The 19,433-nt window shown below is 70.6% G+C and carries 19 protein-coding genes; 1 reads left to right on the plus strand and 18 read right to left on the minus strand.

Translation table 11 applies throughout. The features are described from left to right. Positions 1-79: 79 nt before the first annotated feature. Complete coding sequence (locus V6D49_RS06640; protein ID WP_340557944.1) at positions 80-1,660, plus strand: glycosyl hydrolase family 18 protein; 1,581 nt, start codon at positions 80-82, stop codon at positions 1,658-1,660. A 340-nt stretch (positions 1,661-2,000) separates the two neighbouring features. On the opposite strand, the gene V6D49_RS06645 is transcribed toward V6D49_RS06640, so the two are convergent. The 18 genes from V6D49_RS06645 to thrB form a co-directional block, all read right to left on the minus strand. After that, entirely contained in the window at positions 2,001-2,453 is a 453-nt protein-coding gene (locus V6D49_RS06645) for a DUF2550 domain-containing protein (RefSeq protein ID WP_340557946.1), read from the minus strand. A 136-nt stretch (positions 2,454-2,589) separates the two neighbouring features. Continuing rightward, on the minus strand, positions 2,590-2,973 hold the full coding sequence (locus V6D49_RS06650) for a F0F1 ATP synthase subunit epsilon (protein ID WP_191211486.1): 384 nt from the start codon (positions 2,971-2,973) through the stop codon (positions 2,590-2,592). 94 nt (positions 2,974-3,067) lie between these two features. Further along, entirely contained in the window at positions 3,068-4,510 is a 1,443-nt protein-coding gene (atpD, locus tag V6D49_RS06655; RefSeq protein WP_340557948.1) for a F0F1 ATP synthase subunit beta, read from the minus strand. A 2-nt stretch (positions 4,511-4,512) separates the two neighbouring features. Continuing rightward, positions 4,513-5,442, minus strand: coding sequence for a F0F1 ATP synthase subunit gamma (locus V6D49_RS06660; protein ID WP_340557949.1), 930 nt, complete (start codon positions 5,440-5,442; stop codon positions 4,513-4,515). 2 nt (positions 5,443-5,444) lie between these two features. Continuing rightward, on the minus strand, positions 5,445-7,016 hold the full coding sequence (gene atpA, locus V6D49_RS06665; RefSeq protein WP_340557951.1) for a F0F1 ATP synthase subunit alpha: 1,572 nt from the start codon (positions 7,014-7,016) through the stop codon (positions 5,445-5,447). Between the two features lie 98 nt (positions 7,017-7,114). Next, complete coding sequence (locus V6D49_RS06670) at positions 7,115-7,939, minus strand: F0F1 ATP synthase subunit delta (protein WP_340557953.1); 825 nt, start codon at positions 7,937-7,939, stop codon at positions 7,115-7,117. Continuing rightward, entirely contained in the window at positions 7,936-8,478 is a 543-nt protein-coding gene (locus tag V6D49_RS06675) for a F0F1 ATP synthase subunit B (RefSeq protein WP_340557955.1), read from the minus strand. Before V6D49_RS06675 ends, V6D49_RS06670 begins: the two co-directional genes overlap by 4 nt. 37 nt (positions 8,479-8,515) lie before the next feature. Further along, on the minus strand, positions 8,516-8,749 hold the full coding sequence (gene atpE, locus V6D49_RS06680) for an ATP synthase F0 subunit C (RefSeq protein WP_340557957.1): 234 nt from the start codon (positions 8,747-8,749) through the stop codon (positions 8,516-8,518). Positions 8,750-8,844: 95 nt separating this feature from the next. Next, positions 8,845-9,654, minus strand: a complete 810-nt coding sequence (atpB, locus tag V6D49_RS06685) for a F0F1 ATP synthase subunit A (RefSeq protein WP_340557959.1) — start codon at positions 9,652-9,654, stop codon at positions 8,845-8,847. A 270-nt stretch (positions 9,655-9,924) separates the two neighbouring features. Continuing rightward, positions 9,925-10,356 carry a hypothetical protein gene (locus V6D49_RS06690; protein WP_340557961.1) on the minus strand — a complete coding sequence of 144 codons (432 nt, stop codon included), beginning with the start codon at positions 10,354-10,356 and terminating at the stop codon, positions 9,925-9,927. 223 nt (positions 10,357-10,579) lie between these two features. Then, a complete protein-coding gene (locus V6D49_RS06695; protein WP_340557963.1) occupies positions 10,580-11,899 on the minus strand; it encodes an MraY family glycosyltransferase in 1,320 nt (439 codons plus the stop codon). A 102-nt stretch (positions 11,900-12,001) separates the two neighbouring features. Continuing rightward, on the minus strand, positions 12,002-12,655 hold the full coding sequence (locus V6D49_RS06700; RefSeq protein ID WP_340557965.1) for an arsenate reductase/protein-tyrosine-phosphatase family protein: 654 nt from the start codon (positions 12,653-12,655) through the stop codon (positions 12,002-12,004). Then, positions 12,652-13,299, minus strand: a complete 648-nt coding sequence (locus V6D49_RS06705; protein WP_340557967.1) for an L-threonylcarbamoyladenylate synthase — start codon at positions 13,297-13,299, stop codon at positions 12,652-12,654. Before V6D49_RS06705 ends, V6D49_RS06700 begins: the two co-directional genes overlap by 4 nt. Beyond that, positions 13,299-14,189 carry a peptide chain release factor N(5)-glutamine methyltransferase gene (gene prmC / locus V6D49_RS06710; RefSeq protein WP_340557970.1) on the minus strand — a complete coding sequence of 297 codons (891 nt, stop codon included), beginning with the start codon at positions 14,187-14,189 and terminating at the stop codon, positions 13,299-13,301. The genes V6D49_RS06705 and prmC overlap by 1 nt, the downstream gene beginning before the upstream one ends. A gap of 28 nt (positions 14,190-14,217) precedes the next feature. Beyond that, complete coding sequence (gene prfA / locus V6D49_RS06715) at positions 14,218-15,288, minus strand: peptide chain release factor 1 (protein ID WP_340557973.1); 1,071 nt, start codon at positions 15,286-15,288, stop codon at positions 14,218-14,220. Between the two features lie 120 nt (positions 15,289-15,408). Continuing rightward, positions 15,409-15,627 (minus strand): 50S ribosomal protein L31, encoded by a 219-nt coding sequence (gene rpmE, locus V6D49_RS06720; RefSeq protein WP_191211500.1) that lies wholly within the window; start codon positions 15,625-15,627, stop codon positions 15,409-15,411. 252 nt (positions 15,628-15,879) lie between these two features. Continuing rightward, positions 15,880-17,940, minus strand: coding sequence for a transcription termination factor Rho (rho, locus tag V6D49_RS06725; protein WP_340557975.1), 2,061 nt, complete (start codon positions 17,938-17,940; stop codon positions 15,880-15,882). A 415-nt stretch (positions 17,941-18,355) separates the two neighbouring features. Continuing rightward, positions 18,356-19,357 carry a homoserine kinase gene (thrB, locus tag V6D49_RS06730; protein WP_340557977.1) on the minus strand — a complete coding sequence of 334 codons (1,002 nt, stop codon included), beginning with the start codon at positions 19,355-19,357 and terminating at the stop codon, positions 18,356-18,358. Between the last annotated feature and the right edge of the window lie 76 nt (positions 19,358-19,433).

Here is a 19,433-nt window from a genome sequence, read left to right on the forward strand (position 1 = left end):
ACCGGCCCCAGCTCATGGAGCGCTGTTGAATACACCACGCAGCACGAGACGTCGAACCGGCCGTCGGGCTCTCGCAGTCATGGCGGCACTGCTCATCCCCGCCGGCGGCCTGGTCGTCATGGCCACCCCGGCCCAGGCGGCCGAGGAGGCCACGGCCACCTTCACCCGGACCGCCGACTGGGGAACGGGCTTCGAAGGCAAGTGGACCATCAAGAACACCGGTGACACCACGCTGAACAGCTGGGAGCTGGAGTGGGACTTCCCCTCCGGCACCACGGTGAACAGCCACTGGGAGGCGAAGGTCACCAAGAGCGGTGACCACTACACCGCCGTCAACCTGGGCTGGAACGGCACGATCGCCCCCGGTGCCAGCGTCAGCTTCGGCTTCGGCGGCAGCGGATCGGGCGACCCGAGCGGCTGCCTGATCAACGGCAAGGCGTGTGACGGCTCCGGCGAGCCGGACCCCGACCCCACCGACCCGCCGGACCCGGACCCGACGGACCCGCCGGACCCGGACCCGACCGACCCCCCGGTGCCGCCCGGTGAGCACATCAACCTCGGCTACTTCACCGAGTGGGGCGTCTACGGCCGCGACTACCACGTCAAGGACCTGGTCACCTCCGGTTCCGCCGAGAAGCTGACGCACATCAACTACTCGTTCGGCAACGTGCAGGGCGGCAAGTGCACGATGGGCGACAGCTACGCCGCCATCGACAAGGCGTACACCGCCGCCGAGTCCGTGGACGGCGTGGCCGACACCTGGGACCAGCCGCTGCGCGGCAACTTCAACCAGCTCCTCAAGCTGAAGGAGGCCTACCCGCACATCAAGATCCTGTGGTCCTTCGGCGGATGGACCTGGTCCGGCGGCTTCGGTGACGCCATGCAGAACCCGGCCGCCTTCGCGTCGTCCTGCTACGACCTGGTGCACGACCCGCGCTGGGAGGGTGTCTTCGACGGCATCGACCTGGACTGGGAGTACCCCAACGCCTGCGGTCTGAGCTGTGACAACAGCGGCCCGGACGTGATGCGCGAGATGATGCAGGCGTTCCGCGCCGAGTTCGGCCAGGACCAGCTCGTGACGGCCGCGATCACCGCCGACGCCTCCAGCGGCGGCAAGATCGACAAGGCGGACTACGCCGGTGCTGCGCAGTACACCGACTGGTACAACGTCATGACGTACGACTTCTTCGGCGGCTTCAACAAGAACGGGCCGACGGCCCCGCACTCGCCGCTGACCTCGTACGACGGCATCCCCCAGGAGGGCTTCAACTCCGCCGACGCCATCGCCAAGCTCAAGGCCAAGGGCGTACCCGCCGACAAGCTGCTCCTCGGCATCGGCTTCTACGGCCGCGGCTGGACCGGCGTCACGCAGTCCGAGCCGGGCGGCACCGCCACCGGCGCGGCCCCGGGCACCTACGAGGCCGGCATCGACGACTACAAGGTGATCAAGGACAAGTGCCCGGTCACCGGCACGGTCGCCGGCACCGCCTACGCCCACTGCGGCAACGAGTGGTGGAGCTACGACACCCCCAGCACCATCCAGGGCAAGATGGACTGGGCCAAGCAGCAGGGCCTGGGCGGTGCGTTCTTCTGGGAGACCAGCGGCGACACCGCGGACGGTGAGCTGATCACCGCCATCCACCAGGGTCTGAACGGATGACCCGCTCGCTCTGACCCACCCCCCGAACGCCGGGGAGACGGCCCGCCCGCCGTCTCCCCGGCTCTTTCGTGCGCCCGCCCGCACTCCCCCAGCGGAAGGAGCGTCCCGGGAGCAGGAGGGCGGGCGGAAGCGCCCCTCGGAGAGGCCGGACCACCCCAGGGACTCGGGCCCCTGTCGGACGCCGTGTCCCCACCGGTGCCGGGGGCGCGAGACCTGCGGGAGGAACGTCCCGGCCGCCCCGGGCAGGACCACGGACATGACACGGCCCGGCACCCCGCAGGGGGCCGGGCCGGGGAACGGGTTCCGGGAAGGAGAAGGGGAAGGGGAAGAGACGCGAAGGCTACGCGACGTTGACGCGTTGGCCGGGGGGCGCGGCCTCCAGCCAGGCGAGGAATCCCGTCAGCGCGTCCTCGCTCATCGCCAGCTCCACCGGCGTGCCGTCGTGCAGGCAGCTGAGGACGACGGCGTCGGAGAGCAGCGCCAGCTCCTCCTCGCCCTGCGGGGTACGCCGCCGGAGGACCTCGACGGCCTCACGGACGAGCAGCCGGCGCGGCCGGGGAGCGTAGGAGAAGACGCGGTACCACTCGACGCGGTCACCCCGGTAGCGGGCGATGCCGTAGCTCCAGCCCTTGCCGGTCGGCTCCTCGCTCTCCTCCTTGGGCACGTCCCAGCGCATGCTGCAGTCGAACGTGCCGCCCGACCGCTGGATCAGCCGACGGCGCAGCCCGAAGACGAACAGCGCCAGCAGCACCAGCGCCACGAACAGCCCGCACAGCACCAGGGCGAGGGTCACGTGTCACCGACCTCCTCGCATCTCCCCGCATGCCGCGCGCGGTGCGCGGATACGCCCTCCATGATGACTCAGCCGCGGACCGTCCCGGAGCAGGGCTCCGGAGCCGTCCGCGGCTGATTGACACGTACCTGCGGGTTCAGCGTGCGACCGCCACGGCCCGCAGGCGGACGTCGGCGCGTCGTTCCGCCGCCGCGTCCAGGTCCGACTTGGCCTTCTCGAGCGCCCGCTCCGCGCGCTCGACGTCGATCTCGTAACTCAGTTCGGCGATCTCGGCCAGCAGCGACAGCTTGTTGTCGGCGAACGAGATGAAACCGCCGTGCACCGCCGCGATCACGGTGCCGTCGCCGCTCTCACCCGTGGTGCGGATGGTGACCGGCCCGGACTCCAGCACGCCGAGCAGCGGCTGGTGGCCGGGCATGACGCCGATCTCACCCGAAGAGGTGCGCGCGACGACCAGCCTGGCCTCGCCCGACCAGACCCTGCGGTCGGCGGCGACCAACTCGACGTGCAGCTCAGCCACAGTGGCTCCTCAAACTGGGATATCTCAAGAATAGGGGGTGCGGCGGGCGGGGGCCGGACCGGGTCCGGCCCCCGCCTTCCGCTGGGCCCGGGCGTCAGGAGACGCCGAGCTCCTTGGCCTTGGCCTTCAGGTCGTCCAGGCCACCGCACATGAAGAACGCCTGCTCGGGGAAGTGGTCGTACTCACCGTCGGCGATCGCGTTGAACGCGGCGATCGACTCGTCCAGCGGAACGTCCGATCCGTCGAGACCGGTGAACTGCTTCGCCGCGTGGGTGTTCTGCGACAGGAAGCGCTCGATACGACGGGCGCGGTGGACGGTGAGCTTGTCCTCCTCGCCGAGCTCGTCGATACCGAGAATGGCGATGATGTCCTGGAGGTCCTTGTACTTCTGCAGGATCCCCTTGACGCGGGAGGCGCACTCGTAGTGCTCCTGCGTGATGTAGCGCGGGTCCAGGATGCGGGACGTCGAGTCCAGCGGGTCCACCGCCGGGTAGATGCCCTTCTCCGAGATCGGACGGGAGAGCACCGTGGTGGCGTCCAGGTGGGCGAACGTGGTCGCCGGGGCCGGGTCGGTCAGGTCGTCCGCAGGGACGTAGATCGCCTGCATCGAGGTGATCGAGTGACCACGGGTCGAGGTGATGCGCTCCTGGAGCACACCCATCTCGTCCGCGAGGTTCGGCTGGTAACCCACCGCGGAGGGCATGCGGCCGAGCAGCGTGGAGACCTCGGAACCGGCCTGGGTGAAGCGGAAGATGTTGTCGATGAAGAACAGCACGTCCTGCTTCTGCACATCGCGGAAGTACTCCGCCATGGTCAGACCGGCCAGGGCGACGCGCAGACGCGTGCCCGGCGGCTCGTCCATCTGACCGAAGACGAGGGCCGTCTGCGGGAGCACGCCCGACTCGGCCATCTCCTCGATGAGGTCGTTGCCCTCACGGGTGCGCTCACCGACACCGGCGAACACGGAAACACCCTCGTGCAGCTTCGCCACACGCATGATCATTTCCTGGATGAGAACGGTCTTGCCGACACCGGCGCCACCGAACAGGCCGATCTTGCCGCCCTTGACGTACGGGGTCAGCAGGTCGACGACCTTCAGGCCGGTCTCGAACATCTCGGTCTTGGACTCGAGCTGGTCGAAGGCCGGGGCCTTGCGGTGGATCGCCCAGCGCTCGGTGACCTCGGACTCGGCCTCCGGCTCGTTGAGGATCTCGCCCAGGGTGTTGAACACGCGGCCCTTGGTGACGTCACCGACGGGGACGGTGATGCCGTCGCCGGTGTTGGTCACCGGAGCCTGGCGGACCAGGCCGTCGGTGGGCTGCATGGAGATGGCACGCACCAGGCCCTCGCCCAGGTGCTGCGCGACCTCCAGGGTCAGCGTCTTGGAGGCGCCTTCCTCGGCCGGGTCGGCGACCTGGACGGTGAGGGCGTTGTAGATCTCCGGCATCGCGTCGACGGGGAACTCCACGTCGACGACCGGGCCGATGACCCGCGCGACGCGGCCCGTCGCGACGGCCGTCTGAGCAGTGGTGGTCATAGTTATCGGTCACTCCCCGCAGAAGCGTCGGCCAGCGCGCTGGCACCACCGACGATCTCGCTGATTTCCTGGGTGATGTCGGCCTGGCGGGCCGCGTTGGCAAGCCGCGTGAGCGACTTGATGAGCTCTTCCGCGTTGTCGGTCGCCGACTTCATCGCCCGGCGGCGGGCCGCGTGCTCGGAGGCGGCGGCCTGCAGCAGGGCGTTGTAGACGCGGCTCTCGACGTACCGCGGCAGCAGCGCGTCGAGCACCTCCTCGGCCGACGGCTCGAAGTCGTACAGCGGCTGGACGCGCTCGGCGGCCTTCTTGGCGGCCTCCGGCTCCGCGTCCGACGACTCCAGCGTGAGCGGCAGCATCCGGCGGTCGACCGGCTCCTGCGTCATCATCGAGACGAACTCGGTGAAGACGATGTGCAGCTCGTCGACGCCGCCGTCGGCGGTGTCCCGTCCGATGGCCTCGATGAGCGGCGCCGCGACCTTCTTGGCGTCCGCGTACACGGGGCTGTCGGTGAAGCCGGTCCAGGAGTCGGCGACGGCCTTCTCACGGAAGTTGTAGTACGCGACGCCCTTGCGGCCGACGACGTACGTCACGACGTCCTTGCCCTCCGAGGAGAGCCGCTGGGTGAGCCGCTCCGCCGCCTTGATGGCGTTGGAGGAGTACCCGCCGGCCAGACCGCGGTCGCTCGTCACGAGCAGCACGGCGGCCCGCTGCGGTGCCTCCACCTCGGTGGTCAGCGGGTGCTTGACCTCCGCGCCGCCCGCCACCGCGGTGACCGCGGCGGTGAGCTCCTCGGCGTAGGGCGTGGAGGCCGCCACCTTGCGCTGCGCCTTGACGATGCGCGAGGCGGCGATCATCTCCATCGCCTTGGTGATCTTCTTGGTGGCCTTGACGGACTTGATCCGCCGCTTGTAGACCCGGAGCTGGGCACCCATGCTCAGCCCTCGCCCAGAAGCTTGCCGTCCGAGGTCTCGAACTGCTTCTTGAAGGACTCGACGACCTCACGCAGCTTCGCCAGGGTGTCGTCCGACATCTTGGCGCCCTCGCGGATGCCGGTCATCAGGTCCTTGTGCTCGCGGTGCATGAAGTCCAGCAGCTCCTTCTCGAAGCGGCGGACGTCCGCGACCGGGACGACGTCCATCAGACCGTTGGTGCCGGCCCAGATGGAGACGACCTGGTCCTCGGTCGGGTACGGCGCGTACTGGCCCTGCTTGAGCAGCTCCACCATGCGCTGACCCCGCTCCAGGGCGGACTTCGAGGCGGCGTCCAGGTCCGAACCGAAGGCGGCGAACGCCTCCAGCTCACGGAACTGGGCCAGGTCCACGCGGAGCCGGCCGGAGACCTGCCGCATGGCCTTGTGCTGCGCGGAGCCACCGACACGGGAGACGGAGATACCGACGTTCAGCGCCGGGCGCTGGCCCGCGTTGAACAGGTCCGACTCCAGGAAGCACTGGCCGTCGGTGATGGAGATGACGTTCGTCGGAATGAACGCCGACACGTCGTTGGCCTTGGTCTCGACGATCGGGAGGCCGGTCATCGAACCGGAGCCCATCTCGTCGGAGAGCTTGGCGCAGCGCTCCAGCAGCCGGGAGTGCAGGTAGAAGACGTCGCCCGGGTAGGCCTCACGGCCCGGCGGGCGGCGCAGCAGCAGGGAGACGGCGCGGTAGGCGTCGGCCTGCTTGGACAGGTCGTCGAAGATGATCAGGACGTGCTTGCCCTGGTACATCCAGTGCTGGCCGATGGCCGAGCCGGTGTAGGGCGCCAGGTACTTGAAGCCCGCCGGGTCGGACGCCGGGGCGGCGACGATGGTGGTGTACTCCAGGGCCCCGGCCTCCTCCAGCGCGCCGCGCACGCCGGCGATGGTGGAGCCCTTCTGGCCGATGGCGACGTAGATGCAGCGGACCTGCTTGCTCGGGTCGCCGCTCGCCCAGTTGGCCTTCTGGTTGATGATCGTGTCGACCGCGAGCGCCGTCTTGCCGGTCTGCCGGTCGCCGATGATCAGCTGGCGCTGGCCCCGGCCCACCGGGGTCATGGCGTCGACGGCCTTGTAGCCGGTCTCCATCGGCTCGTGCACCGACTTGCGCTGCATGACCGTGGGGGCCTGCAGCTCCAGGGCGCGGCGGTCGTCGGTCTCGATCTCACCGAGACCGTCGATCGGGTTGCCCAGCGGGTCGACGACCCGGCCGAGGTAGCCCTCGCCCACCGCCACCGAGAGGACCTCGCCGGTGCGGCGCACCGTCTGGCCCTCCTCGATGCCGCTGAACTCACCGAGGACAACCGCACCGACCTCGCGCTCTTCGAGGTTCAGAGCGAGGCCGAGCGTGCCGTCCTCGAACTTCAGCAGCTCGTTCGCCATGGCCGAGGGAAGACCCTCGACCTTCGCGATGCCGTCACCGGCAACGCTGACCGTCCCGACCTCTTCGCGCGAGGCCGCGTCCGGCGTGTACGACTGGACAAAGTTCTCCAGCGCGTCCCGGATCTCATCCGGCCGGATCGTGAGCTCCGCCATCTGGGTTCCCTGCTCTCCTTGTTGGGCCCGTATGTATCTGCTACGGCCCAACTCGGGCCGCTACGTACTGCTTGTTGAGTTGGTGGTGACCGGCCGGCTCAGCCGGCCATCCGCCGCTCGACCTCTTCGAGGCGGGCGGCCACGCTGCCGTTGATGACGTCGTCACCGATGCGCACCGTGATCCCGCCGAGGACCGCCGGGTCCACGTCGAGGTTCAGGTGCACCTCCCGGCCGTAGAGGCGGGTCAGGGCCGCGCCGAGGCGCTGCTTCTGCCCGTCACTCAGCGGAACCGCGGAGGTGACGACCGCGACGGAGCGGTCCCGACGCTCGGCGGCCAGCTGGGAAAGGGCCTCCAGGCCACCTTCCAGGCTACGGCCTCGCGGCTGACCGACCAGGCGGATCACCAGTCGCTCGGTGGCGGGCTGGGCCCGGCCCCCCAGCAGCCGGTGCAGCAGCTCGGTCTGCGCGCCCCTGAGCGACGCGTCGCCGACCTTGCCGCTGAGCGCCGACCGCAGCTCCGCGGAGGAGGCGACGATCCGGCCGAACCGGAACAGCTCGTCCTCCACGTCACCGAGCGTGCCCGCACGGTCGGCGGCGATCAGGTCGGCGCTGTCCGCGAGCTGCTCGACGGCGTCCACCAGGTCACGCGAGCGCGACCAGCGGGCGCGGACCATGCCGGAGACCAGGTCAACGGTCTCACCGCTGACCTGGCCGCTCAGCAGACGGCCCACGAGCTCGGCCTTCGCCTCGCCGGACCGCGCCGGGTCGGTGAGCGTCCGGCGCAGTCGCACCTCACGGTCGAGCAGCGTGGTGACGGAGGCCAGCTCGTCGGAGAGCCGCGTCGCGTCGACGGACGTGTTGTCCGTCAGCGCGTTCAGCCGCTCCCGCGCGTTGGCCAGTGCCTCGCGACTCGCTCCGTTCATCGGGCGGCCCCGGTCTCGGCCTTGGCCTCCAGGTCGTCCAGGAAGCGGTCGATGGTGCGGCTCTGCCGGGCGGTGTCCTCAAGGGACTCGCCGACGAGCTTCCCGGCCAGGTCGGTGGCGAGCTTGCCCACGTCCTGGCGCAGCGCCTGCGCGGCCTGCTTGCGGTCGGCCTCGATCTGGGTGTGACCGGCGGCGATGATCTCCTCACGCTGCCGCTGGCCTTCCGCACGCATCTCTGCGATGAGCGCGGCACCCTGCTCCTGCGCCTCCTGACGCAGACGCGCGGCCTCGTGCCGGGCCTCGCTCAGCTGAGCCCGGTACTCCTCCAGCGTCTGCTGCGCCTCGGCCTGGGCAGCCTCGGCCTTCTCGATGCCCCCCTCGATCGCCTCACGCCGCTCGTCCAGGGCCTTGTTGATGGCCGGGAGGAGCTTCTTGGAGAAGACGAAGAAGACGATGCCGAAGGCGAGCAGGCCGATGACGACCTCAGGCCAGACCGGAACCAGCGGATTCTGCGGTTCCTCGGCTGCCAGGTACATCATGATGGACCTTTCGTCGAAATAAGGCTGCGGTCCGTCGTCAGAGGATGAACGGAACGACGAAGCCGATCAGGGCCAGGGCCTCGACGACCGCGAAGCCGAGCAGCATGTTCTGGCGGATGAGGCCGGCGGCCTCGGGCTGGCGGGCGATGGCCTGCACACCGTTACCGAAGATGATGCCGACGCCGACACCGGGGCCGATGGCGGCGAGGCCGTAACCGATGGTGCCGACGTTGCCTTCAACGGCCGCGAGGGTCTCGAGAGCAGCAGACATTCCGTTGGTTCCTTCTCTTGGTGGGCCGGTGGGTGGTTGGTCCACCGGACGACTTGGGGGTTGGGCGGGTGGCTCGGTGGCGCGGGGCCGCTACCTCAGTGGGCCTCTTCGAGCGCCTGGGAGAGGTAGGTGGCGGTCAGCACCGTGAACACGTAGGCCTGCAGTGCCTGGATGAAGAGCTCGAAGACGGTCAGCACGATCGTCATCGCGAACGAGGCCGTGGCGTAGACGGTGCCGAGGACGGTGCCGAGCATGTACCAGGTGGCGATCGTGAAGATGAGGATCAGCACGTGACCGGCGAACATGTTCGCGAAGAGTCGTACGGCCAGGGTGAAGGGCCGGACGAAGATGTTCGACACGAACTCGATCGGCGTCAGGATGACGTAGATCGGCTTCGGGAGGCCGCTGGGCACGCACAGGTTCCGGATGCCGCCGACGAAACCGTTGGTCTTGAACGTCACCGTCATGTAGGTGGCCCAGACGACGATCGCGAGACCGGCCGGGTAGGCGATGACGGAGGTCACGGGGAACTGGGCGACCGGGATGAGGGCCCAGAGGTTCATCATCCAGACGAAGAAGAACAGCGAGACCAGCAGCGGGACGAACGGCTCGCCCTTCTTGCCGATCACCTCTCGTGCGATGCCCTTGCGGACGAACTCGTAGCCCGCCTCGGCGATCATCTGGAGCTTGCCGGGCACGACCTTCGGGTTGGAGAAGGCCATCCAGAAGAAGGTCAGGATGATGGCCGTGCCGAGGACCGCCAGCAGCATCGGCTTGTTGAAATCGATCCCGCCGACCGTGAACATCGGGTCGAAGATGAACGACCACACGCTCGGGGCCTCGAAGCCACAGCCTTTGAACAGGTGGCAGTCGGTCTCGAAGGCGAGCAACTGGTCACTACTCACCGCGAGCTCCTTCGGTCGGACGCATAGGTACAGCTACCTCGATGTGTCGGCGTGGCGCAGGCCACGGAGCGGCACTGGACTGGGTATCGCGGGAGGAGGAACCGGCCGGCGCGACGGCAGGGCGGCTCGCAGCAGGAAGATGGGGAGCACGCGACGCTGTCCCGCACAGCGCACGCTCCCTCGCTCGCCACCCTCTCGGCGTCGGACCATAGCAGTCCGCCGAGGGGGTCTTTATATCGCCCCTACTTTCGGTGCACTCGCGGACGGCGCTCATGCACGTGGCTCCGCGTCCGCGGACCGGCCGGACTCGGACGGCTCGACGTACAGCTGCTTCACGCGCGTGTGGGTCCAGGCCTGCGCCGCGAGCCACACCAGCAGGCAGGCGAGCACGGTGAGACCGAAAACGCGCCCGTCCATCCAGGTCGCGTCCCGGAACAGGAGCAGGAGGACGAGCATGACGCCGACCTGCGTCGTGTAGACGAGGAATCCGGCGCCCAGGAGAAGCTGCGGCCAGACCTCACCGATGCGGCTGATCGCGTAGAGGCCGAGGCCGAAGAAGGCGGTGACCACGACGGTGCCGAGCGCCGCTCCCAGCGCACCCTCGGCACCCGCGACGGCCGCGCCGACGAGGACGCCGACCAGCCCGGCGCATGCCGTGGGAATCGCGGCGCCGCGGAGAATCCGGGCGTCGTTCGACTGCATAGGTTGCTGCTCCAGCGGGGAACGGGGGGTGTGACGTGACCGTGCGGCCGAGCGTAACCGGCGGCGCAGAGTGCGCGGATCGCGGCCCTGGTGGGGGCTCGCCGATCACCTCACCGGCTCTCGTGAACGGTATCACAAACTATTTGATGAGGTCTTTACCAAGTTGGTGTGCCAGGCGTCACACTTGAGAGTGCATCCCCTCATCCGTGCACTGACCGGTCGATCACGTACGGGAGTTGACATCGCGGTGACGTGACGGCCGACGGTCGGTGAGGGCGGTGGAGCCGTGGGGGCCGGGGGCCGTGCCGCCCGAGCGCGCCGCGCCGACGGGCTCGGGATCCGTGTCGGCCAACGGCCTGGCCCGCTCGGCCGGGCCGGGCCGGCGGTAGCGCGGGGGGACGAGACGGTCGGCCCAGCCGGGGACGCGCGGGGTGAAGCGCGGGAGGAGCAGGACGACGAGTCCGGCCGCGCACAGGACGACGACCGCGAGGACGATCACGAGGCTGCGCGACTTGACCGAGAAGGCGACGGCGCCGAAGGCGATCAGCGCGGACCAGAAGTACATGGTGATCACGGCGCGGCTGTGCGAGTGGCCGATCTCCAGCAGCCGGTGGTGGAGGTGGCCCCGGTCGGCGGCGAAGGGCGACTGGCCCTGCCAGGTCCGCCGGACGACGGCGAGCAGCAGGTCGGCTACCGGGACCGCGAGGATCGTCAGCGGCAGCAGCAGCGGCATGTACACCGGCACGGTGGCCTTGACGGCCGACTTCTCCGAGCCCTCGAACAGCCGCAGCGCGTCGGGGTCGACCTGGCCGGTGATGGAGACCGCGCCGGCCGCGAGCACGAGTCCGATCAGCATCGAGCCGGAGTCGCCCATGAAGATGCGGGCCGGGTGCATGTTGTGCGGCAGGAAGCCGAGGCACATGCCCATGAGCACGGCGGAGAAGAGCGTCGCGGGGGCCGCCGCCTCGATGCCGTAGCTGTACCAGATCCGGTAGGCGTACATGAAGAACGCCATCGCGGCGATGCACACCATGCCGGAGGCCAGGCCGTCCAGGCCGTCCACGAAGTTCACGGCGTTGATGGTGATGACGACGAGGGCCACGGTCAGCAGCGTGCCCTGGAGCGGGGTGATGCCGACCATGCCGACGGTGGGGATGGGGAGCCACAGGATCGTCAGGCCCTGCCAGACCATGACACCGGCAGCGATCATCTGGCCGCCCAGCTTGACCAGGGCGTCCACGCCCCACTTGTCGTCCAGCACGCCCAGCAGCCAGATGATGCCCGCGCCCGCCAGGAGCGCCCTCGGTTCATCGGAAAGCGTGAAGACCTCACCGATGTTGGTGAGTTGCGAGGCCACCAGGAGACCGGCGCACAGGCCGCCGAACATGGCGATGCCGCCGAGGCGCGGGGTGGGCTCACGGTGCACGTCGCGGGCCCGGATCTGCGGCATCGCGCCGGCCGCGATGGCGAACTTCCGGACCGGACCGGTCAGCAGGTAGGTGACCGCGGCCGTGACGCACAACGTCAGCAGATATTCCCGCACGGGCTCCCCAGAAGATGCATGGGCGACGTGGGCCCCGAAGGCCCACAGACTACGACACGGTGAGGACGGCGGCCGGTTCCCCGGCCCGTCGTGCCCACGACCCTACGCGGGCGCGGGTACCCCGGTCAGCGCGGTGACGACCGGGTCGAGCGCGAGGCTGATCTCCTCCCCCACGCTGCGGAAGTACGTGATCGGCGCTCCGTACGGATCGTAGACCTCGTCCGCCTCGGCGCTGGGCGCCTGGAGCCACCCCCGCAGGGCCGCCGCCGCCTGCACCAGGGCACGGGCGCGCTCGGCGACGCCGCCGGGCGAGGCGGCGTCCGGGAGGCTGGCGGCGTCGATGGCCCGCACCAGCCGGGTGAACTCCTTGAGCGTGAAGGTGCGCAGCCCCGCCGAGTGGCCCATGGAGATCACCTGCGCCCGGTGGTCACGGGTCGCCGTCAGCACCAGATCGGCGCGGATGACGTGCTCGTCCAGCAGCTCCCGCCCGGTGAAGCCGACCGGGTCGGCGCCGTAGTCGGCGAGCACCGTCGCGGCGTGCTCCTCCATCGGCGCGCCCTCGTGCCCCCAGGTGCCGGCGCTCTCCACCAGCAGCCCGCCGACCAGCTCCCCGTCCAGCCGTGCCGCGAGGGCATGCCGGGTCAGCCGCTCGGTGATCGGCGAGCGGCACACGTTGCCGGTGGAGACGTGGAGGATGCGGAAAGGCCGGCCGGCCGGGACCGTCGTCGGTATCCCACGCCCTTCAGGCGCGGTCAACTGGCCTCCTCGAGGTCCGGCACCACCGCGCGCAGCTCCGCCGCGCTGAGGGCACCGGCGCGCAGCAGCACCGGGACCTTCCCGGTGACGTCGACGATCGAGGAGGGCACGATGTCGGGCGTCGGCCCGCCGTCGAGGTAGACGGCCACGGAGTCCCCCAGCATCCGCTCGGCGGCGTCGCAGTCCTGCGGCGCCGGGTGGCCCGTGAGGTTGGCGGAGGAGACGGCCATGGGGCCGACGTCCGTCAGCAGTTCGATGGCCACCGGGTGCAACGGCATCCGGACGGCGACGGTGCCGCCGGTCTCGCCGAGGTCCCATGTCAGGGACGGCTGGTGCCGGGCGACGAGGGTCAGCGCGCCGGGCCAGAAGGCGTCCACGAGCTCCCAGGCCGCCTCCGAGAAGTCGGTGACCAGACCGTGCAGGGTGTTCGGGGAGCCGACGAGCACCGGCGACGGCATGCCCCTGCCGCGGCCCTTGGCCTCCAGCAGGTCGGCGACGGCCTCGGGGGTGAAGGCGTCGGCGCCCACGCCGTACACCGTGTCGGTGGGCAGCACGACCAGCTCACCCCGGCGGACGGCGGAGGCGGCCTCCCGCAGCCCGGTCTTCCGGTCGGTTGCTTCGGTGCAGTCGTAGCGCCGTGCCATTACGGCACCTCCCTGCGGGCTGTGGCGAATCGCGGACGGTTGTTGAGATCGGGGTGGTCGGCGGCGTCGGCCCAGCCGCGGTCCTCGGCGAAGATCCACGGCACCTGGCCGCCCTGGGTGTCGGCGTGCTCGACGACGACGAGGCCGCCGGGCCGCAGCAGCCGGTGCGCGGTGCGCTCCAGACCCCGGATGAGGTCGAGCCCGTCCTCGCCGGAGAAGAGGGCGAGCTGCGGGTCGTGGTCGCGGGCCTCCGGGGCGACGTACTCCCACTCGGTGAGCGGGATGTAGGGCGGGTTGGAGATCACGAGGTCGACCTGGCCGTCCAGCTCGGGCAGCGCGGTGCGCGCGTCGCCGTGGTGGAGCCGGACGCGGGAGCCCTCGGTGTTCCTGCGGGCCCAGTGCAGGGCGCCCTCGTCGAGCTCCACGGCGTGCACCCGTGAGCGGGGCACCTCCTGGGCGAGGGCGAGCGCGATGGCACCGGAACCGGTGCACAGGTCGACGATGAGCGGTTCGGCGACGTCCATGGCCCGGACGGCGTCTATCGCCCAGCCGACCACGGACTCCGTCTCCGGGCGCGGCACGAACACGCCGTGGCCCACCTGGAGTTCGAGGTAGCGGAAGAAGGCGCGCCCGGTGATGTGCTGGAGCGGTTCGCGGGCCTCCCGGCGCGCGACCACCTCCCAGTAGCGGGCGTCGAAGTCCGCGTCCGCGACGCGGTGCAGCTCGCCGCGCTTGACGCCGTGCACGAACCCGGCCAGCTCCTCGGCGTCGAAGCGCGGCGAGGGCACTCCGGCGTCGGCGAGACGCTGCGTGGCCTGAGCGACCTCCGCCAGCAGCACGCTGCGCGCGGTCTGCGGATGCGGGGATCGCCCGCCGGGAGACTGCTCCATCTGTTCCTCACCCGTCCCCTGTGTGCGCTCAGCCCGCCGCGGCCAGCTTGGCCGCGGCATCGGCGTCCACACACGCCTGGATGACGGCGTCGAGTTCGCCGTCGAGCACCTGGTCCAGGTTGTACGCCTTGAATCCGACCCGGTGGTCGGAGATCCGGTTCTCCGGGAAGTTGTAGGTGCGCACCCGCTCGGAGCGGTCCACCGTGCGGACCTGGCTGCGGCGGGCGTCCGACGCCTCGCGCTCCGCCTCCTCCTGGGCGGCGGCCAGCAGTCGCGCCCGCAGGATGCGCAGGGCCTGCTCCTTGTTCTGGAGCTGGCTCTTCTCGTTCTGGCAGGAGACGACGATGCCGGTCGGCAGGTGCGTGATACGGACGGCGGAGTCCGTGGTGTTGACGGACTGACCGCCCGGGCCGGAGGACCGGTAGACGTCGATGCGCAGGTCGTTCGCGCTGATCTCCACGTCCACGTCCTCGGCCTCGGGGAGGACGAGCACCCCGGCGGCGGAGGTGTGGATGCGGCCCTGGGACTCGGTGGCGGGCACGCGCTGCACCCGGTGGACGCCGCCCTCGTACTTCAGCCGGGCCCAGACGCCCTGGCCGGGCTCGGCGTTCGCCTTGGCCTTCACGGCCACCTGGACGTCCTTGTAGCCGCCGAGGTCGGACCCCGTCGCCTCGATGATCTCGGTCTTCCAGCCCCGACGCTCCGCGTAGCGCAGGTACATGCGCAGGAGGTCACCGGCGAAGAGTGCGGACTCGTCGCCGCCCTCGCCGGCCTTGACCTCCAGGATCACGTCCTTGTCGTCGCTCGGGTCGCGCGGGACGAGGAGGAGGCGCAGGCGGTCCGTGAGCTCCTCGCGGCGCACCTCCAACTCCTTCACCTCACCGACGAACTCCGGGTCGTCGGCGGACAGTTCACGGGCCGTCTCGATGTCCTCGCCGGTGCTCCGCCAGCTCCGGTACACGCCCACGATGGGCGTCAGCTCCGCGTAGCGCTTGTTGAGCCTGCGCGCACGCGCCTGGTCGGCGTGGATCGACGGGTCGGCGAGCTGCCGCTCCAGGTCGGCGTGCTCGCCGATCAGTTCCTCGACCGCCTCGAACATCGGGCTTTCCTCACTGGAAGAAACGGGGCGAACAGAGCGAAGGGCGGGGGCGTACGGCGACGACAAAGCGCCGGTCCCGCACCGCCGTGGGGCGGCTGCGGGAACCGGCGCTCAGGGTCGCTACTTGGCCCCGGCCTTCTTGCCGAAGCGGGCCTCGAAGCGGGCCACGCGGCCACCGGTGTCGAGGATCTTCTGCTTGCCGGTGTAGAAGGGGTGGCACTCGGAGCACACGTCGGCACGGATCGTGCCGTCCTGGACGGTGCTACGGGTGGTGAACGACGCGCCACAGGTGCAGCTGACCTGGGTCTCGACGTACTCGGGGTGGATGTCGCGCTTCACGGTCTCTCCTAGGTATCGGGAGGGCGCCGGGTCGCCGTCGCGGGATGCGGGGCGTGAACCGGGGCCGACGTACCAGTCTGCCATCACTGGCCGCACCGGCAAAAACGAGGTGCCGCCGCCGGATATTCCCGCCGCGCGGGCGGCGCGGCGGGAGCCGCGCGGACGAGGGGCCGCCCGGGTGGGGCGGCCCCTCGTGCGGGCGGGTCGTGACCCGCCGGGTCCGTCGGACGACGTCCGGCGCTGACGCGGTCGTCAGTCGTTGTTGCCCGGGGACGGGGTGTTCTTCTGGATCTGCATGAGGAACTCGGCGTTCGACTTGGTCTGCTTCATCTTGTCCAGCAGCAGCTCGATGGCCTGCTGCTGGTCCAGGGCGTGCAGCACCCGGCGTAGCTTCCAGACGATGGCGAGCTCGTCGCTGCCCATCAGGATCTCCTCCTTGCGGGTGCCGGACGCGTCCACGTCCACCGCCGGGAAGATGCGCTTGTCGGCGAGCTTCCGGTCGAGCTTGAGCTCCATGTTGCCGGTGCCCTTGAACTCCTCGAAGATCACCTCGTCCATCCGCGAGCCGGTCTCGACGAGCGCGGTGGCGAGGATCGTCAGGGAGCCGCCGTCCTCGATGTTGCGGGCGGCGCCGAAGAACTTCTTCGGCGGGTAGAGCGCCGTGGAGTCCACACCACCGGAGAGGATGCGCCCGGAGGCGGGGGCCGCCAGGTTGTAGGCACGGCCCAGCCGCGTGATGGAGTCCAGCAGGACGACCACGTCGTGGCCGAGTTCGACGAGGCGCTTGGCCCGCTCGATGGCGAGCTCGGCGACCGTCGTGTGGTCCTCGGCGGGGCGGTCGAAGGTCGAGGAGATGACCTCGCCCTTCACCGACCGCTGCATGTCGGTGACCTCTTCCGGACGCTCGTCGACGAGGACGACCATCAGGTGGCACTCGGGGTTGTTGAGGGTGATGGCGTTGGCCACCGCCTGCATGATCATCGTCTTGCCGGTCTTCGGCGGGGCCACGATCAGGCCGCGCTGCCCCTTGCCGATGGGCGAGACGAGGTCGATGATCCGCGTCGTCAGCGAGCCCGGGTCGTGCTCCAGGCGCAGCCGCTCCTGCGGGTACAGGGGGGTGAGCTTGGTGAAGTCCGGGCGTCCGCGGCCGGTTTCGGGCGACATGCCGTTGACCGAGTCGAGCCGGACGAGCGCGTTGAACTTCTCGCGCCGCTCGCCCTCGCGGGGCTGCCGCACGGCGCCGGTGACGTGGTCGCCCTTGCGCAGGCCGTTCTTGCGGACCTGGGCGAGGGAGACGTACACGTCGTTCGGGCCCGGCAGGTAACCGGAGGTCCGCACGAACGCGTAGTTGTCGAGGATGTCGAGGATGCCCGCGACGGGGATCAGGACGTCGTCCTCGGCGACCTGCGGCTCGAACTGCTCGTCGCGGTTGCGGCGGCCCCGGCGGTCGCGGTAGCGGCCCCGGCGACCGCGGCGGCCGCCGTCGAAGTCGTCGTCGTCGCGGTGGTCGCCGCGCTGACGGCCGGCGCCCTGGCCGCCGCCCTGCTGGCCGCCGCTCTGGCCGCCGTCGCCCTTGCCGCCACCGTCGCCCTTGCGGCGGTCGCGCTGGCGGTCGCGCTTGCTCTGGCGGTCCTGCTGCTGACCGCCCTGGTTCTGCTTGCCGTCGCCGCCCTTGCCCCCGTCGGCCCGGCCGGTGTCGCCCTTGCCGCCACCGTCGCCCTTGCCCTCGGCGGTGTCGGCGGCGGTCTCGGCCTTGGCCTGACCGCCCTGGCCGCCCTGACCGCTCCGATCGGCCTTCTCGGCACGCTCGGTCCGCGCCGCGCCCTCGGCGGGCTGCTCGCTCTTCCGGCGGCCGCCCTGGTCATCGCTGACGGGCTGGCCGGGAATGTCGATCTGCTGCTCGGCCGAGGAGTCGGCGGTCTCGTTCTGGGTGTCCTTGGCCTGTTGGTCGGTGCTCCCCGTGTCCCCGGTGCGGGCCCGCGAGGTGGCGCGACGCTTCGGCTTGGTGTCGGCGGCGCTCGGCGCGGCGGCGGCCTCACCGTCACCGGCGGGGGTGCTCCGGCCACCCGCGGCCTCGGCCTGCTTCTCCTTGATGACCTCGATCAGCTGGCTCTTGCGCATCCGCGCGGTGCCCCTGATGCCGAGGCCGGAAGCGACCTGCTGCAGCTCCGCCAGGACCATGCCCTCAAGGCCGGTGCCGGAACGGCGCCGCCGTCCGGCGGTGCCGGAAGGTGCACCGGTGGCAGGCGCGGCAGAGGCGTCCGTGGCAGGCGCGTCGGCGTTCACGCCCATCAGATCGGTGGTGTCGCTCACGAAGGGTCCTTCCCTGGAGCGGACGTCGGCCTGTCTGGCTCGGCGACCGGTTGTGCTGTCCGGCTGCGGCCCTGGTTGGGAGGACCGTGCCGGGGCGGTGGTCCCGCCTGTGCGTACGGCGGAGAGATCAATTGGTCAAACACATCGAACACGTCGAACCCGTCGACCACATCGAGTGGGTGCGCACGTGCGTGGCGCGAGGCGCGGCAGGCTCTGCCTGCGTGGTTCGCGCCGGTTCCGGGGCAGGCTCGCCACAGCTCCGCATGCTGCTCGGACAGTGTGGGTGGCTCCCGGAAGAAGGGGTGGCCCCGGAAGGGGACGCTGTGCACCGCACCACTGTGGCTGCGGATGCAGACTTGAGGTTAACACTACCGGCTCTTTCAAACATTCCCCCTCTCCAGCACCGGCAATCGTGTCACTGACCCTGTCCCTGCCCCGTGCGGACAGGTCCCGCCTCCGCGCCGGTGCGCGGGGCGGGCTCGGCGCCCCCGCCGCTGTTCAGCGGCAGGACTTCGGCGCCGGACAGGTCGAGATCCAGCCGGTTCGCGGTCCAGCCGGCGCCGGCGGCCCCGGCGATCCGCTCCGCCTTCTGGGCCGTTCCGTCCCCGGTCAGGGCCAGGACGGTGGGGCCGGCACCGGAGATGACGGCGGGGACACCCTCGGCGCGCAGACGCCCGACGAGTTCCACGCTGTCGGCCATCGCGGGCGCCCGGTACTCCTGGTGGAGCCGGTCCTCGGTCGCGGGCAGCAGCAGGTCGGGACGGCGGGTGAGCGCCTCGACCAGGAGGGCCGCCCGGCCGGCGTTCGCGGCGGCGTCGACGTGCGGGACCATGCGCGGCAGGAGGCCGCGGGCGGCCTCGGTGAGCACCGGCTTGCCGGGGACGAAGACGACGGGGACGAGGCCGGGCGCCGGGTCCATGCGCAGGGCGCGGGCGGCCCCGGCGTCCGTCCAGGCGAGCGTGAAGCCGCCGAGCAGGCAGGCGGCGACGTTGTCGGGGTGGCCCTCGATCTCCGTGGCCAGCTCCAGCAGGGCCGTGTCGTCCAGCTTCTCGGGCCCGCCGGTCGTCACCGCGCGGGCGGCGACGATCCCGGCGCAGATGGCCGCCGAGGACGAGCCGAGGCCCCGTCCGTGCGGGATGCGGTTGGCGCAGACGATCTCCAGGCCGCGCGGCTGTCCGCCGAGCACCTCGAAGGCCGTGCGCAGGGAGCGGACGAGGAGGTGGCTCTCGTCGCGGGGCAGGGTGTCGGCGCCCTCACCGGCGATGTCGATGTGCAGCCCCGCGTCGGCGACGCGGACGACGACGTCGTCGTACAGGCCCAGGGACAGGCCGAAGGCGTCGAAGCCGGGCCCGAGGTTGGCGCTGGTGGCGGGCACCCGTACCCGGACGGCGGCGGCGCGGAAGGCTGGACCGGCCATCGCTCGATGACTCTCCTTGGTCGGTGGATGTGCAACGCCCCGGGCGGCCGCCGTGGGGTGCGGCTTCCTGGGTGCC

Origin of the sequence: Streptomyces sp. GSL17-111 (assembly GCF_037911585.1) — a bacterium.
Lineage (GTDB): Bacteria > Actinomycetota > Actinomycetes > Streptomycetales > Streptomycetaceae > Streptomyces.

Coding starts and splice junctions, on each gene's coding strand:
- prfA (WP_340557973.1), bottom strand. CDS start 15,288: ATGTTCGAGGCGGTCGAGGAACTGATCGGCGAGCACGCCGACCTGGAG.
- prmC (WP_340557970.1), bottom strand. CDS start 14,189: ATGGAGCAGTCTCCCGGCGGGCGATCCCCGCATCCGCAGACCGCGCGC.
- V6D49_RS06640 (WP_340557944.1), top strand. CDS start 80: ATGGCGGCACTGCTCATCCCCGCCGGCGGCCTGGTCGTCATGGCCACC.
- atpD (WP_340557948.1), bottom strand. CDS start 4,510: ATGACCACCACTGCTCAGACGGCCGTCGCGACGGGCCGCGTCGCGCGG.
- V6D49_RS06690 (WP_340557961.1), bottom strand. CDS start 10,356: ATGCAGTCGAACGACGCCCGGATTCTCCGCGGCGCCGCGATTCCCACG.
- V6D49_RS06675 (WP_340557955.1), bottom strand. CDS start 8,478: ATGATGTACCTGGCAGCCGAGGAACCGCAGAATCCGCTGGTTCCGGTC.
- V6D49_RS06705 (WP_340557967.1), bottom strand. CDS start 13,299: ATGGCACGGCGCTACGACTGCACCGAAGCAACCGACCGGAAGACCGGG.
- atpA (WP_340557951.1), bottom strand. CDS start 7,016: ATGGCGGAGCTCACGATCCGGCCGGATGAGATCCGGGACGCGCTGGAG.
- atpE (WP_340557957.1), bottom strand. CDS start 8,749: ATGTCTGCTGCTCTCGAGACCCTCGCGGCCGTTGAAGGCAACGTCGGC.
- V6D49_RS06660 (WP_340557949.1), bottom strand. CDS start 5,442: ATGGGTGCCCAGCTCCGGGTCTACAAGCGGCGGATCAAGTCCGTCAAG.
- V6D49_RS06670 (WP_340557953.1), bottom strand. CDS start 7,939: ATGAACGGAGCGAGTCGCGAGGCACTGGCCAACGCGCGGGAGCGGCTG.
- thrB (WP_340557977.1), bottom strand. CDS start 19,357: ATGGCCGGTCCAGCCTTCCGCGCCGCCGCCGTCCGGGTACGGGTGCCC.